Annotated in this window: 14 protein-coding genes and 1 pseudogene; 14 read left to right on the forward strand and 1 reads right to left on the reverse strand. The window is 69.7% G+C overall.

Features of this window, described 5'->3' with window-relative positions; genetic code table 11:
- The first annotated feature begins 80 nt into the window (after window positions 1-80).
- Together AB0I51_RS25475 and AB0I51_RS25480 are read left to right on the forward strand one after the other, a co-directional pair.
- Window positions 81-500 (forward strand): annotated as a pseudogene (locus AB0I51_RS25475) (DUF6010 family protein).
- Window positions 501-524: 24 nt separating this feature from the next.
- Complete coding sequence (locus tag AB0I51_RS25480) at window positions 525-1,112, forward strand: TIGR03086 family metal-binding protein (RefSeq protein ID WP_362978797.1); 588 nt, start codon at window positions 525-527, stop codon at window positions 1,110-1,112.
- Window positions 1,113-1,122: 10 nt separating this feature from the next.
- Here AB0I51_RS25480 and AB0I51_RS25485 read toward each other — a convergent pair whose 3' ends face one another.
- The gene (locus AB0I51_RS25485) at window positions 1,123-1,716 is read right to left on the reverse strand and encodes an HD domain-containing protein (RefSeq protein ID WP_362979030.1); all 594 of its coding nucleotides are present in this window, start codon (window positions 1,714-1,716) and stop codon (window positions 1,123-1,125) included.
- A 114-nt stretch (window positions 1,717-1,830) separates the two neighbouring features.
- On the opposite strand from AB0I51_RS25485, the gene AB0I51_RS25490 reads away from it, so the two are divergent.
- The 12 genes from AB0I51_RS25490 (at window position 1,831) to AB0I51_RS25545 (ending at window position 15,149) form a co-directional block, all read left to right on the forward strand.
- Window positions 1,831-2,580 (forward strand): MBL fold metallo-hydrolase, encoded by a 750-nt coding sequence (locus tag AB0I51_RS25490; RefSeq protein ID WP_362978799.1) that lies wholly within the window; start codon window positions 1,831-1,833, stop codon window positions 2,578-2,580.
- Between the two features lie 119 nt (window positions 2,581-2,699).
- Window positions 2,700-3,368: a GntR family transcriptional regulator gene (locus AB0I51_RS25495; protein ID WP_362978801.1), complete on the forward strand. Its 669-nt coding sequence runs from the start codon at window positions 2,700-2,702 to the stop codon at window positions 3,366-3,368.
- Window positions 3,365-4,273 carry a dihydrodipicolinate synthase family protein gene (locus tag AB0I51_RS25500; protein ID WP_362978803.1) on the forward strand — a complete coding sequence of 303 codons (909 nt, stop codon included), beginning with the start codon at window positions 3,365-3,367 and terminating at the stop codon, window positions 4,271-4,273. The genes AB0I51_RS25495 and AB0I51_RS25500 overlap by 4 nt, the downstream gene beginning before the upstream one ends.
- Window positions 4,261-5,991, forward strand: a complete 1,731-nt coding sequence (gene araD, locus AB0I51_RS25505) for an L-arabinonate dehydratase (RefSeq protein WP_362978805.1) — start codon at window positions 4,261-4,263, stop codon at window positions 5,989-5,991. Before AB0I51_RS25500 ends, araD begins: the two co-directional genes overlap by 13 nt.
- A gap of 91 nt (window positions 5,992-6,082) precedes the next feature.
- Window positions 6,083-7,018 carry a sugar ABC transporter permease gene (locus AB0I51_RS25510; protein WP_362978807.1) on the forward strand — a complete coding sequence of 312 codons (936 nt, stop codon included), beginning with the start codon at window positions 6,083-6,085 and terminating at the stop codon, window positions 7,016-7,018.
- A complete protein-coding gene (locus AB0I51_RS25515) occupies window positions 7,015-7,899 on the forward strand; it encodes a carbohydrate ABC transporter permease (protein ID WP_362978809.1) in 885 nt (294 codons plus the stop codon). The genes AB0I51_RS25510 and AB0I51_RS25515 overlap by 4 nt, the downstream gene beginning before the upstream one ends.
- A 49-nt stretch (window positions 7,900-7,948) precedes the next feature.
- Window positions 7,949-9,118: a Gfo/Idh/MocA family oxidoreductase gene (locus AB0I51_RS25520; protein WP_362978811.1), complete on the forward strand. Its 1,170-nt coding sequence runs from the start codon at window positions 7,949-7,951 to the stop codon at window positions 9,116-9,118.
- Complete coding sequence (locus AB0I51_RS25525) at window positions 9,118-9,963, forward strand: PmoA family protein (RefSeq protein ID WP_362978813.1); 846 nt, start codon at window positions 9,118-9,120, stop codon at window positions 9,961-9,963. Before AB0I51_RS25520 ends, AB0I51_RS25525 begins: the two co-directional genes overlap by 1 nt.
- A complete protein-coding gene (locus tag AB0I51_RS25530) occupies window positions 9,960-11,474 on the forward strand; it encodes a family 43 glycosylhydrolase (RefSeq protein WP_362978815.1) in 1,515 nt (504 codons plus the stop codon). Before AB0I51_RS25525 ends, AB0I51_RS25530 begins: the two co-directional genes overlap by 4 nt.
- Window positions 11,475-11,591: 117 nt before the next feature.
- Window positions 11,592-12,929: a sugar ABC transporter substrate-binding protein gene (locus AB0I51_RS25535; RefSeq protein WP_362978817.1), complete on the forward strand. Its 1,338-nt coding sequence runs from the start codon at window positions 11,592-11,594 to the stop codon at window positions 12,927-12,929.
- A 106-nt stretch (window positions 12,930-13,035) separates the two neighbouring features.
- On the forward strand, window positions 13,036-13,821 hold the full coding sequence (locus tag AB0I51_RS25540; protein WP_362978819.1) for a rhamnogalacturonan acetylesterase: 786 nt from the start codon (window positions 13,036-13,038) through the stop codon (window positions 13,819-13,821).
- Window positions 13,822-13,838: 17 nt separating this feature from the next.
- Entirely contained in the window at window positions 13,839-15,149 is a 1,311-nt protein-coding gene (locus tag AB0I51_RS25545) for a pectate lyase (protein WP_362978821.1), read from the forward strand.
- Window positions 15,150-15,155 lie beyond the last annotated feature (6 nt).

A 15,155-nucleotide genomic window follows, 5' to 3' on the forward strand; every position in this document is an offset into this window, starting at 1 on the left:
GCGCGGCGCGGGCGGGAACCCGTCGCAAGCTGTCGGCAACACCCCTGGGGCGGCGGGCGGGACGGTTCTGACGTCGGCGCATGCGCCACCTCATGCCGATCGTCGTCGGCCTTCTCTACGTGCTGCTCATGTCCCTCGTCCCCGAAGCGCACCGGCGGCGCCTCAACGCCGTGACGGCAGCGGGGGCGGCGTATCTCAGCGGAGGCGGCCTGGGCGGCTGGGAGTTCGTGTTCACCGCGGTCGCCACCTGTGTCGCCTACCGCGACCTGGAATCGTGCACCTGGATCGGCGTCGGCTGACTGCTGTACACCGGGTGGGACATCGTGCACCACCTCAAGGGGCACCCGATCGTCCCGTTCGCCCGCGACCCCTCGCTGGGCTGTGCGAGCTGCGACCCGGTGATCGCGCTGTGGTGTCTGCGCCGGGGACCGTCCGCGCGGGAACCGATCCGGGGCCGGGCGATGAGTTCCCGGGCCGCCGTCGGTCTACCCCCTGAGTGAGACCGATCCCCGGGAGGGAAGCGCATGACCGACAGCATCTTCGACCTCGGCCCGCAGACCCGTGTCGTCGCCCGGCTGGTGGAGGGCGTCACCGACGAGCAGCTCAGAGACGTGACCCCGTGTCCCGGCACCGCCGTACGCAACATGCTGGGACACCTTCTCGGCCTGTCCGTGGCCTTCCGCGACGCCGCGCGCAAGGACCTGGGCGTCATGACGGACACCGCGCCGGACGTCACCGCCTCGGACATCGGCCCCGGCTGGCGCGAGGAGTTCCCCAAGATCCTCGACGGACTCGCCGAGGCCTGGCGCGACCCGGCCGCCTGGACCGGCATGACCCGCGCGGGCGGCATCGACCTCCCCGGCGAGATCGCCGCCGCCGTCGTGGCCGACGAACTGGTCGTCCACGGCTGGGACTTGGCCGTGGCCACCGGCCAGCCCTACGACCCCGACCCGACCGCGCTCCAGGCCTCGTACACCTTCCTGCTGGCGGCGGCCGAGGACCCGACCGGCGGCGGAGGCATCTTCGGGCCGGTGGTGCCGGTACCGGCGGACGCACCGCTCCTCGACCGGGCGGTGGGGCTGAGCGGACGGGATCCGGGCTGGAAGCCGTAGGCCCGGCGCCTCAGGAGTGGACCGGGAACGACGCCTGGAACGCCAGCCGCTCGTCCGCCCCGTCGCCGATGCGGGCGAGGACCTCGTCGAGCGCCATGAACTCCTCCCACACCGCCCGGCCGCTCGCCCCGGCCAGCCGGGCCACGACGAGATCCTCCAGCCCGGGTACCCGCTTGTTCTTCCACACCTTGTCGGCGAGGCTCACCAGGAGGTCCTCCGGACCGACTCCCGGCCGCGCCCACGAGGCGTGCGTCGCGGCGAAGCGGGCCAGTTCCGGGCCGACGCCGTGGCCCAGCAGCAGAGTGCGTCCCGCCTCCTCGTGCGCGGCCCCGGGCCCGGAGAGTTCGGAGACGTGCACCGTCTTCCCCACGTCGTGCGTCGCCGCCCCGAAGAGCACCGCCCCGCGGTCGAGGGACAGGGCCGGGCAGTGCCGCTCGGCCCAGTCGACCAGCTGATGCGCGACGTCGTGGACGGCTCGCAGATGAGCGGCCAGCCGCGGCGGGCTGCCCAGCTCCGACAGGAGTCCGACGACACGGTCCGGCAGAGGCAGCAGCGGCGGGTCGACGGCACCGGTCATCGCCCTCGACAGGAGAGTGTCGGCCATCATCGCGTCAGGGTACTGACCGCGGTGCCCAGGCGTGGGCGGTCCGAGACCGAGCACCACGGAACGCCCTGAAATGTGAGTACCGCGGGCCCCGGAACCGTACTCTTCCCCACCATGCCTCTCAGTCTCACCATCCTCGGCACCGCCTCCCCGCATCCACGCCCCGGCCGCCCCTGCTCCGGGTACCTGCTGCGCGGCGGCGGCGCCGAGGTGTGGGTGGACGCGGGCACCGGAACGTTCGCGGAGTTGCAGCGGCACACCGACCCGGCGCGGCTCACCGCGATCTGGATCTCGCATCTGCACGCCGACCACAGCGCAGATCTCCTCGCGGCGGCCTACGCGTTCGCCTTCGGCGGGATGACCCCGGCCGCCCCGATACCGGTCTACGCCCCGCAGGACTGCGCCCGCCGACTCGCCGGCTTCTTCGGACAGCCGGACGTCCGGTTCCTGAGCGGCGTCCTAGACTTCCGCCCGCTCTACGACGGCCACGCCGTCCGGCACTGGAACCTCCGCCTCGCCGCACGCGCCGTCGCCCACGACAGCGAGGCGTACGGGCTGCGCGCCGAGTGCCAGGGGAGTGTCCTCGGCTACTCCGGGGACAGTGGACCCTGCGAGGCGCTGTCCGAACTCGCGGGCGGCGCCGACGTGTTCCTCTGCGAGGCCGACATCGACCGGCATCGCGAAGGCGAACGGCAGGTCCACCTCACGCCCGAGGACGCCGGCGCCTGCGCCAAGGGCGCGCGCGAACTCCTCATCACCCACGTGGGACCCACCCTCACCAGGGAGGCGGCACTGGAGCGCGCCGCCGCGATCTTCCCCGGCCGGACCTCCGCCGCGCTCGAAGGCGTCACCAAGACCATGTGAAGCGCTTTCTCGTTCCTTTGTCAGAAGCATTGACGAAACACAGGGCCGCTCCTACCTTCAACGCGTCGTACTTCGTACGTCATATATGAGACGCGATATGTGAGATCCGAGAGGCGCGCATGACCTCTGTGCCCACGCCGATCCCCTCCCGCACGCAGTTCGTGCTGGAAGGGATCAAACACCGCATCCTCACCGGGCAGTTGACGCCGGGTCGGCCACTGGTCGAGACCGAACTCGCCGCACAGTTCGGGGTGTCCAAGACCCCGGTGCGCGAGGCCCTCAAGACCCTGGCCGGCACCGGGCTCGTCGTGATGAACCAGTACAAGGGCGTCACGGTGCGCATGGTGGACGCGGACATGGCGCGCGAGGTGTACGACGTCCGGCTGCTCCTCGAACCCGAGGCGCTACGGCGGGCCGTACGGCTGGGCGCCTCCCTGGACGCCGCACGCGAGGCGCTGACCCGCGCCGACGAGGCCACCGACACCGCCGAACGCTCCCTCGCCAACCGGGAGTTCCACCGCGCCCTGTACCTGCCGTGCGGCAACCCGCTGCTCGGCCGGATGCTCGACGAGGTCCGCGACCAGGCAGCCCTGGTCTCCGCCGTCGCCTGGGCCGCCTCGCCCTCCTGGGAACGGGAGGCCGGCGAACACCGCGAGATCCTGCGGCTCGCCCTCGACGGCGACGCGGACGCCGCGGCGACCGCGCTGCACGCCCACATCGCGTCGTTCGTCCAACGGGCCTTCCCCGGCACCGAGTTGGGAACCCAGGGAGAGGAAGGTCAGGCATGACAGCGGCGTTCGAGGCCCAACGGGCCGCCCTGGCCGACGTGGTGGCGATCCCGGTGACCCCGTTCGCCGCGGACGGCAGCGTCGACCAGGACACCCACCGGGCCCTGCTGCGCCGCCTGCTCGACGGCGGGATCGGCATCCTCACGCCGAACGGGAACACCGGCGAGTTCTACGCCCTGACCCCCCAGGAGCGGCGGCTCGTCACGGAGTTGACCGTCGACGAGGCGGGGGAGCGGGCCGCGATCCTCGTCGGGGTCGGGCACGACGTGCCGACCGCCATCGCCTCCGCCCGGCACGCCCGTGAGCTGGGCGCGCAGATGGTGATGGTCCATCAGCCCGTCCACCCCTACGTCTCGCAGGGCGGCTGGGTCGACTACCACCGCGCCATCGCCGAGGCCGTGCCCGACCTGGGTGTCGTCCCGTACATCCGCAACGCCCAACTCCTCGGCGCCCGCCTCGCCGAACTCGCCGACGACTGCCCGAACGTCATCGGCGTCAAGTACGCCGTCCCGGACGCGGCCCGCTTCGCCGCCTTCGCGCGGGACGCGGGGCTCGAACGCTTCGTGTGGGTCGCCGGTCTCGCCGAACCGTACGCGCCCTCCTACTTCTCGGCGGGCGCCACCGGCTTCACCTCGGGACTCGTGAACGTCTCCCCCTCCGTTTCGCTGAACATGATCGAAGCGCTTCGATCGGGCGACTATCCGGGCGCGATGAAGGTGTGGGAACAGATCCGCCGATTCGAGGAGCTAAGGGCGGCAAACGGCTCCGCGAACAACGTCACGATCGTGAAGGAAGCGCTTGCGTCACTCGGCCTGTGCCGTCGGGACGTACGGCCGCCCAGCAGGTCCCTGCCCGAGAGCGAGCGCGCCGAGGTCGCCGCGATAGCCGCCGGATGGTCCATATGAAGGCACCGGAAGAGCTCAGAAGCCACCAGTGGTACGGCACCGACGGGCTGCGCTCCTTCAGCCACCGGGCCCGCACCCGCCAGCTCGGCTATCTCCCCGAGGAACACCTCGGCAAGCCCGTCATCGCGATCCTCAACACCTGGTCGGACATCAACCCCTGTCATGTGCACCTCCGTGACCGCGCCCAGGCGGTCAAGCGGGGCGTGTGGCAGGCGGGCGGCTTCCCGCTGGAGTTCCCCGTCTCGACGCTGAGCGAGACCTTCCAGAAGCCGACCCCGATGCTCTACCGCAACCTCCTCGCGATGGAGACAGAGGAGTTGTTGCGGTCCTACCCGGTCGACGGCGCCGTCCTGATGGGCGGCTGCGACAAGTCGACCCCCGCCCTCCTCATGGGCGCCGCGAGCGTCGACCTGCCCACCGTCTTCGTCCCCGCCGGACCGATGCTGCCGGGCCACTGGCGCAACGAGGTCCTCGGCTCCGGCACCGACATGTGGAAGTACTGGGACGACAAGCGCGCCGGCCTCATCGGCGACTGCGAGCTGACCGAACTGGAGAGCGGCCTCGCGCGCTCGCCCGGGCACTGCATGACCATGGGGACCGCGTCCACGCTGACGGCGGCGGCGGAGGCGCTGGGTGTGACCGTTCCGGGTGCGTCGAGCATTCCCGCCGTGGACTCGGGGCACGATCGGATGGCCGCGCAATCCGGCATGAGGATCGTTGAACAAGTCCACAAGGGGCGTGTTCTCTCGTCGATCCTCACCCAGGACGCCTTCGAGGACGCGGTCACCACCGTCCTCGGCCTCGGCGGCTCCACCAACGCCGTCATCCACCTGATCGCCATGGCGGGCCGCGCGGGCGTCCACCTCACGCTCGACGACTTCGACCGCATCGCCCGCACGGTCCCGGTCCTCGCGAACGTACGGCCCGGCGGACGGACGTACCTCATGGAGGACTTCCACTTCGCGGGCGGCCTGCCCGGGTTCCTCTCCCGGATCACGGACCTGCTCCACCTCGACCGCCCGACCGTCTCCCACGACACCCTGCGTGAGCAGCTCGCCGGCGCGCGGGTCCACAACGACGACGTGATACGACCCCGCGACAACCCGGTGGCGAGCGAAGGCGGAGTCGCCGTCCTGCGCGGCAACCTCTGCCCGGACGGCGCCGTCATCAAGCACATCGCCGCCGAGCCGCACCTGCTCAAGCACACCGGCCCCGCGGTCGTCTTCGACGACTACCGGACCATGCAACGCACCATCAACGACCCGGAGTTGGACATCACCGCCGACAGCGTGCTGGTGCTGCGCAACGCGGGCCCCAAGGGCGGACCGGGCATGCCCGAGTACGGCATGCTCCCGCTCCCCGACCACCTCCTCAAGCAGGGCGTGCGGGACATGGTCCGGATCTCCGACGCCCGTATGAGCGGCACGAGTTACGGCGCGTGCGTGCTGCACATCGCACCCGAGTCGTACGTCGGCGGACCACTGGCGCTTGTGCGGACCGGGGACACCATCACCCTGGACGTCGAGGCACGCACCCTCCAACTCAACGTGGACGACGAGGAGTTGGAACGACGCAGGGCGGAGTGGACACCGCCGCCCGCACGGTACGAGCGCGGCTACGGCGCGCTCTACAACGACCAGATCACCCAGGCGGACACCGGCTGCGACTTCGAGTTCCTGGCCCGGCCGGGCAAGGTGCCGGACCCGTACGCCGGTTGAGCACCTTCCGCATACCCGTCGAGCAAGCGCTTCCTGCACCAGAACCGCACCCGCACCTGCTGCACCCGCCCCACTGGAACGGAGAACAGTCATGGCCCAAGCCGCAGCCGTGGCGAAACCGCCGACGCCACCCCGGCGGCGCCGTGCCTCCGCGACCCCGCGCAGGCTCCCGTATCTACTGATCGCCCCGGCCGCGCTGCTCATGCTGGGCTTCATCGCCTACCCGGTCATCAGCGTCTTCTACTACAGCCTGCAGAACTACAACCCCACCAAACCGTGGCGCAACGGCTTCGCGGGCCTCGACAACTTCACCCACGCCTTCACCAACGACCCCCAGTTCTGGGACACGTTGACCTTCAGCGCCAAGTGGGTCGTCGTCGAGGTCGGCCTCCAACTCCTCTTCGGACTGGCCCTCGCACTCATCGTCAACCAGACCTTCGTGGGCCGGTCCGTCGGCCGCGCGCTGGTGTTCTCCCCGTGGGCCGTGTCCGGCGTACTGACCTCCGCGATCTGGGTGCTGCTCTACAACTCCCAGACGGGCGTGACCCGTTACCTCGCGGACATGGGAATCGGCCAGTACGGCACGAGTTGGCTCTCCGACCCCTCAACGGTCTTCTCCGCAGCGGTCGTCGCGGACCTCTGGCGAGGCGTCCCCTTCTTCGCGATCCTCATCCTCGCCGACCTCCAGTCCGTGTCGAAGGACCTCTACGAGGCCGCAGAGGTGGACGGCGCGAGCCGCTTCAAGCAATTCCTCCACATCACCCTGCCGCACCTCAAGGACGCGATCGTCCTGTCCACACTGCTGCGCGCGGTGTGGGAGTTCAACAACGTCGACCTCCTCTACACCCTGACCGGCGGCGGCCCGGCCGGCGAGACGACCACGCTTCCGCTCTACGTCGCCAACACCAGCGTCGAAGCACACAACTTCGGCTACGCGTCGGCCCTCACCACGGTCGCCTTCGTCATCCTTCTCTTCTTCTCGATCGTCTATCTGCGCCTGAGCAAGTTCGGAGGCGGCGACAAGTGATCACCGAGATCGCCCCGGCCCGCGAGCGGGAGTCCGCCGCACCGCAACAGCCGCGCAAGGTCCGCCGCGCCTGGGACGAGGTGCCGCGCTGGCAGATCTACGTCCCGCTCGGCATCTACCTCGTCTTCACCCTGATCCCCTTCTACTGGATCCTGCTCTTCGCGTTCCGCCCGGCCGGCTCGACCTCCCTGGTGCCCTGGCCGATGACCCTCGACCACTTCCAGAAGGTGTGGACCGAGCGCAGCTTCGGCGTCTACTTCCAGAACAGCGTCTACGTCGGCGTCGCGACCCTGGTCCTCACCACGGTCGTCGCCCTGGCCGGCGGCTACGCGCTTGCCCGCTTCGAGTTCAGGATCAAGCGCACCTTCATGCTGGCCCTGCTCTGCTCCCAATTCGTGCCGGGCGCCCTGCTGTTGGTCCCGCTGTTCCAGATCTTCGCCAAGCTCCAGATGATCAACTCGCTCGGCAGTGTCATCCTCGCGGAGACCGTCTTCCAGCTCCCGCTGTCGATGATCCTGATCAGCGGCTTCATCCGGAACGTCCCGCAGTCCCTGGAGGAGGCCGCCTGGGTCGACGGCTGCAACCGCTTCGCCGCGTTCCGCATCGTCGTCCTCCCGCTGCTGCGGCCCGGCCTGATCGCCGTCGGCTCCTTCGCCTTCGTGCACGCCTGGAACCACTTCCTCTTCGCCCTGATGTTCCTCTCCGACCAGAGCAAGCAGACCATCCCGGTCGGCCTCAACACCCTGATGAGCGCGGACAGCGTCGACCTCGGCGCACTTGCCGCGGGCGGCATCGTCGCGGCCGTACCCGTGGTGATCGTCTTCGCCTTCATCCAGAAGTGGCTGATCACCGGCTTCAGCGCGGGGGCGGTGAAGGGATGAGGCAACCGCTTACCCTGCTGGCGAAGATCGTCGACGCAGGGAGAATCCCATGACCCGTATGAACGGTGCCACGACCGTTTCCACACCCGTCCCCGTCGTCCTCGCGGGCGCGCGCGGCCACGGCCGCTGGCACGTCGAGAACATCCGCCGGCTCCAGGACAAGGGCCTCGTACGACTCGTCGGAATCTGTGAGCTGACCCCGCTGACCGAGGAGGAGTTCGGCGGCGAACTCCCGGCGCAGTCACCGGACTTCGGTGAACTCCTCGACTCCACCGGCGCCCGGGTGGCCGTGGTCTGCACCCCGATCCCGACCCACACGGACCTCGCCCTGGCCGCCGCGAAGCGGGGCGTGCACCTGCTGCTGGAGAAGCCGCCCGCGCCGTCGTACGCCGAGTTCCGCCGGATGGCCGACGGGGTGGCCGCGGCCGGAGTGGTCTGCCAGATCGGCTTCCAGTCGCTCGGCTCGCACGCCGTACCCGCGATCCGCGAACTCATCGCCAAGGGCGCCATCGGCACCGTGACCGGGGTCGGCGGGGCCGGTGCCTGGGCACGCGACGAGGCGTACTACCGGCGTGCCCCCTGGGCGGGCAAGCGGCGCCTCAACGGCGTCGACGTGATCGACGGCGCGCTGACGAACCCCCTCGCGCACGCCGTCGCCACCGCCCTCGCCCTCAACGGCACGACCCGCGCCGAGGACGTCGCCCGCATCGAGACCGAACTCCTGCGCGCCAACGACATCGAGTCCGACGACACCTCCTGCGTCCGCGTCAGCACCGTCCAGGGCCGCCCGGTCACTGTCGCGGTGACCCTGTGCGCCGAACACCCCGGCGATCCCTATGTGTTGGTGCACGGCAGCGAAGGCCGGATCACCTACTGGTACAAGCAGGACCGCGTCCTGCTCCAGCGGGCGGGCCACGGCCCGGAGGAGTTCGAGTACGGCAGCACCGACCTGCTGGAGAACCTGGTCGCCCATCTCGCCGACGGCGAAGCCCTGTTGGTCGAACCGGACTCGACAGGCGCCTTCATGAAGGTGGTCGAAGCGATCCGCCAGGCCCCCGACCCGGCCCAACTCCCCACCGACGCCTGGCACTTGCTGACCACCGAGAACCGCCGGGTCGTCCCCGGCATCGACGCCCTGGTCACGGCGGCGGCCGACACCCTCGCCCTCTACTCAGAGCTGGGCGCCCCCTGGGCCCCACCGAAAGAGGTGAGCCCTTGATGATCACCCACGACACGCCGGTGCTGCGCGTCGCGGGCCGCCCGGTCGCCCGGTACGTCACCCGGCCCGAGCTGCCCCCCCGGCTCTCCCCGCGCCCCTACCTGCACCCCGTCACCACCCTGGCCGGCACGGCGGTCACCGAGTTGAGCCCCGTCGACCACACCCACCACCTCGGCGTCGGTGTCGCCGTTCCCGACGTCGAGGGGCACAACTTCTGGGGCGGGCGCACCTACGTCCGCGACCAGGGCCCCACGGAACTGGACAACCACGGCGCCCAACGCCACTCCGCCTTCCAGCTCCGCGACCCCGACGGCTTCGTCGAGGAACTGCGCTGGGTGGCGTCGGGCGCCGAGCTGCTGCGTGAGCGCCGTACCGTCGCTGCCACCGAACTCACCGACACCGCCTGGGCGTTGGACTTCACCTTCTCCCTCACCAATGTGACGCCGGACCCCCTGTCGATCGGCAGCCCCGCCACCAACGGCCGCCCCGGAGCCGCGTACGGCGGCTTCTTCTGGCGGGCCCGCAAGGAGGCGGAGACCCCGCGCGTCTTCACCGCAGACCGCGAGGGCGAACCGGCCGTCCACGGCACCCGCGCCGACTGGCTGGCCCTCGCCGGAACCGGCTGGACGCTGGTCTTCGCCGGAGCCACGGACCGCTCCCGCCAGGACCCGTGGTTCGTCCGCACCGCCGAATACCCGGGCGTGGGCTCGTCGTTGGCATCGGACGAACGGCTGCCGATCCCGCCCGGCGACACGGTCGTACGACGCATCGTCACCGTCGTCGCGGACGGCGGCCTGGGCCGGGGCGAGGCGGCGGTGCTGGTGCGGAAGGCGGTCGGCCAGTGATCCCCGAGACGTACACCAATCCCGTCCTGAACGCCGACTGGTCCGACCCCGACGTCATCCGGGTCGGCGACGACTTCTACCTCACCGCGTCCAGCTTCGGCCGCGTACCGGGCCTGCCGCTGCTGCACTCCCGCGACCTGGTGAACTGGACCCTGGTCGGCCACGCCCTCCAACGCCTCGAACCGGCAGGGGAGTTCAGGACCCCCCGGCACGACTGCGCTGTCTGGGCACCCGCGTTGAGGTACCACGACGAACGCTTCTGGATCTTCTGGGGCGACCCCGACCAGGGCATCTTCCAGATCAACGCCCCCGAGATACGCGGCCCTTGGACCCGCCCCCACCTCCTCAAGGAGGGCAAGGGCCTGATCGACCCGTGCCCCCTGTGGGACGACGAGAACGATGGCGAGGCCTACCTCGTCCACGCCTGGGCCAAGTCCCGCGCGGGCATCAACAACCGCCTCACCGGCCACCGTATGCACCCCGACGCCACGACCCTGCTCGACGACGGCAAGGTGATCGTCGACGCGGACCACATCCCCGGCTGGTTCACCCTGGAGGGTCCCAAGGTCCACCGGCACGACGGCTGGTTCTGGATCCTCGCGCCCGCAGGGGGAGTCGGGACCGGCTGGCAGGGCGCGTTCCGCTCCCGCGGCTTCTTCGGGCCGTACGAGGAGCAGGTCGTCCTGGAGCAACGGGACACCGACGTCAACGGCCCGCACCAGGGCGCGTGGGTGCGCACCCCGTCCGGCGAGGACTGGTTCCTGCACTTCCAACAGCGCGGCCCCTACGGCCGAGTCGTGCACCTCCAGCCGATGCGCTGGGGCGACGACGGCCGGCCGGTCATCGGCGACGCGGGCGCCCCCGTAGCCGTACACCGGAAACCGGATCTCCCGCCGCAGCCGCCCGCAGAGCCCGCCACCGACGACGACTTCCCCGGCGGGCGGTACGGCCGCCAGTGGCAGTGGACGGCGAACCCGCAGGACGGCTGGGCCACCCACCATTCGGGCGACGGCCTACGACTGGCCTGCGCACGCTCCGCCGACGCGCACGACCTGCGCAGGCTCCCGAGCCTCCTCACCCAGCGCCTTCCCGGCACGCCCGTAGGCGTCGAGGTCGAACTACGGCTGCACAGTCAGGAGTTGGGTTCGAGGGCCGGACTGGCCGTGCTCGGCGACGCGTACAGCTGGATCGGGCTCCAGCGGGGCGCGGACGGCGAGGCGCGGTTCGTGCACCGCTTCGCCGAGCCCGTCGCCGAGCGTGAACGGGACGCGGGGGAGTCCTGTCCCGCACCCGAGGGCCGGGTCCGGCTGCGGATCGAGATCGGCGCCGGGGCGCGGTGCCGCTTCTTCTACGACGTCGGGGACGGGCGGCGTCCGAGCGGCCAGGTCTTCGCCGCCACCCCTTGGCGCTGGGTCGGTGCCCTGCTCGGGCTCTTCGCGCTCGCGCCCGTCGGCACGGGACATGCCGGCGCGGCGGTGTTCACGCGGTTCCGGATCAGTTCTCTCCACTAACTCGCCCTGCCCGTACGCCTGTTGGGAGTCGCAATGACGCACCTCCGTAGCAAGCGCTTGCCAGCCCCTGGCCGTGACCTCATCACCCCGTTGGATCCACAAGAAGAGAGCCGACCTATGAAGACCAGCATCCGCAGAAGCCGGCGGGCCGCGATGGCCGTCGCCCTGGGCTCCGTGCTCGCGCTGACCGCCACCGCCTGCGGCGACGACGGCAGTGGCGGCGCGGGGGACAAGGGCGACGAGGGCTCCGGCAAGGGCACGATCACCTTCTGGGACAACAACGGCGGTGTCCGTACCGACATCTGGAAGCAGATCATCGCGGACTTCGAGAAGAAGAACCCCGACATCAAGGTCAAGTACGTCGGGATACCGGCGGCGAGCGCCCAGTCCAAGTACGACACCGCGATCCAGGGCGGCGGCCTGCCCGACGTCGGCGGGGTGGGGACCGCGGTGCTCGCCGAGGTCGCCGTGCAGGGGGCGTTGGAGCCGTTGGACAGCCGGCTCAAGTCGAGTTCGCTGAACGGCAGGTTGAGCCAGAACCTGCTCGACGTCAGCAAGTCCGCCGGCGGCGGGGACACCCTGTACCAGATCCCGACCTCCGCCAACAACGGCACGCTGTGGTACCGCACCGACCTGTTCAAGGCGGCCGGTCTGGACGCGCCGACCACCTGGTCGAAGTTCTACGCCGCCGCCGACAAGCTCACCGACAAGGCCAAGAACAAGTTCGGCTTCACGATCCGGGGCGGCGAGGGGTCCATCGCCCCGGCCCTCGACGCGGTGTACGGGCAGACCGGGATCACCTCGTTCTGGAACGGCGACAAGACGACGGTCAACGACCCCAAGAACGTTGCCGCGTTGGCGAAGTACGTCGGCTTGTTCAAGAAGGACACTCCGTCCGCCGACCTCAACAACGACTTCACCAAGATGGTCGCGCAGTGGGACAGCGGCACGATCGGAATGCTCAGTCACAACCTCGGTTCGTATCAGGATCATCTGAAGGCGCTGGGCGCGGACAAGTTCAAGGGCATTCCCAATCCGACACTGGACGACGGCACGCGCGTACAGATCTCCAACCCCGTCGACGGGCTGAGCCTGTTCAAGTCCAGCAAGAACAAAGAAGCGGCCTGGAAGTTCATCGAGTTCGCGGTTTCCGCGGCCGAGAACTCCAAGTTCAACGAGTCGGCGGGGCAGGTTCCGGCGAACACGGATGCGGCGGGCGCCGCGTGGATCCAGAAGTCCGAGCCCACGAAGTTGGCGGCTGCGGCACTGAACGGGGCCGACACGAAGATCGTGCAGTTGCCGTACTACCTGCCGGACTGGAACACGATTTCCAAGGCGGACAACGAGCCGAACTTCCAGAAGCTGTTGCTCGGGAAGATGACGGCGAAGGCGTTTCTGGACACGCTTGCGGACCAGTTGAACAAGGCGCAGGCGGACTGGAAGCAGAACCACTGAGCTCGGGTGGTTTCGGTTTGTGGGGGGCTGCGGGCCGGTGGGGGCTGGTCGCGCAGTTCCCCGCGCCCCCAAAAAGCAGAAGACGAAGTCGGAAGGTGGACCGATCGTGTCCGTTACCCGTAGGCAAGTCGCGTTAGGTGCTCTCGCTGCCGTTCCCTTGCGAGCTGGTCGGCGAGATCGCACTCTCTACATCGCCGGTGATTCCACCGCGGCCCAGAAGTACTCCACCGAAGCGCCCGAGACCGGGTGGGGAATGGCTCTTCCCTTCTTTCTGCGGCGGGGAGTGAGAGTCGCCAACCATGCCGTGAACGGCCGGAGTTCGAAGAGTTTCGTCGACGAAGGGCGGCTGGACGCGATCCTCGCCGCCATTCGCCCCGGTGATCTTCTTCTCGTCCAGTTCGCGCACAACGACGAGAAGATCGCCGACCCGACCCGCTACACCGAGCCCTGGACGACGTACCAGGACTATCTGCGGCTCTACATCGAAGGAGCCAGGGCTCATGGCGCCCGGCCCGTCCTCGCGACCCCTGTCGAGCGCCGCAGGTTCGACGCCGACGGCAACGCCGTCCCGACCCACGGCGACTACCCGGCGGCGATGCGCGCGCTCGCCCGGCAGGAGCGGGTCGCACTGCTCGACATCGAGGCGCTGTCGCTGGCGTTGTGGCAGCGGCTCGGGGTCGAGGAGACGAAGGTCTACTTCAACTGGACCGACACCGAGCAGGACAACACGCACTTCAATCCGCCCGGTGCGATCGCCGTGGCGCGGCTCGTGGCACGGGAGTCGGCGCGTACCCGGGTGCTCGCGCCGGGTGATGTCGTCCGGCTGCGCGACGAGATTCCCACGTCCTGGATCACCTGGCCCGAGGCGACGGACGCCTCGGACGTCCTCTGAGCAAGGAGACCCGCACAGTGCGCACACTTGTATGTCATGGCCGCGTCATAGCTTCGCTGGTGGGGTGCACGGCGCTGGCTCTCGCCCTCACCGGCACCACCGCCCAGGCCCATCCGCGCAGTCTCGCCCGCGAGACCCTCGGCGCCGGTGACGGCTGGGCCTCCTACGGCACCGGCACCGCCGGCGGTGCCGCCGCCACCCCCGACCACGTCTACACCGTCTCCGACTGGGCGGATTTCAAAGCCGCGTTGGCCGCCGCCGGCAGCGCGCCGAAGATCATCAGGGTCAGGGGGACCATCGACGCCAACGCCGAGGGCTGCGACTCCTTCGCCGCGCCCGGCTACGACTTCGCGCAGTACCTCGCCACCTACGACCCCGCCGTCTGGGGCTACGACCAGAACCTCGACAACGAGCCGGCCGACAGCCCCGAGGGCCTGCGCCGGGTCTCCGCCGCCAACCAGAACACCGCCATCAAGGCGTTCGTGCCCGCCAACACCACCATCATCGGCATCGGCAAGAACGCCGGGTTCAAGGGTGCCAGCCTGCAGATCACCGCCGTGGACAACGTCGTCGTCCGCAACCTCGCCTTCGAGAGCCCCCTCGACTGCTTCCCGCAGTGGGACCCGACCGACGGCGACACCGGCAACTGGAACTCCGAGTACGACAGCGCCGTCATCTACGGCTCCACCCATGTGTGGCTGGACCACAACACGTTCACCGACGGCGACCACCCGGACAGCTCACTGCCCACCTACTACGGGCGCATCTTCGAACAGCACGACGGCGAACTCGACATCGTCAAGGGCGCCGACTACGTCACCGCCTCCTGGAACGTCTTCAGCGACCACGACAAGACGATCCTCATCGGCAACAGCGACAGCGCCTCCACCGCCGCCATCGACCGGGGCCACCTGAAGGTCACGCTCCACCACAACCTGTTCTCCAACCTCGTCGAGCGCGCGCCCCGTGTCCGCTTCGGACAGGTCGACTCCTACAACAACCACTTCGTCGCCGAGCCCGGATACGGCTACAGCTACGGCATCGGCAAGGAGTCCCAACTCGTCGCCGAGCACAACGCGTTCACGGTCCCGGCCGGCATCTCCGAGGCGACCGTCCTCAAGAAGTGGTCCGAGGCGCCGCTCACCGCCGACGACAACTACGTCAACGGCGAGCTCACCGACCTGATCGCCGTCCACAACGCCGGTGTCCCCACCGAGATCCTCCAGTCCGGTGCGGGCTGGACGCCGACCCTGCGCACCAAGATCGACCCCGCGAGGGCCGTGCCGTACGTCGTCGACCACAACGCCGGTGCGGGCCACCTGCGCTGACGCCTC

Source organism: Streptomyces sp. NPDC050549, assembly GCF_040655035.1.
Taxonomy (GTDB): domain Bacteria; phylum Actinomycetota; class Actinomycetes; order Streptomycetales; family Streptomycetaceae; genus Streptomyces.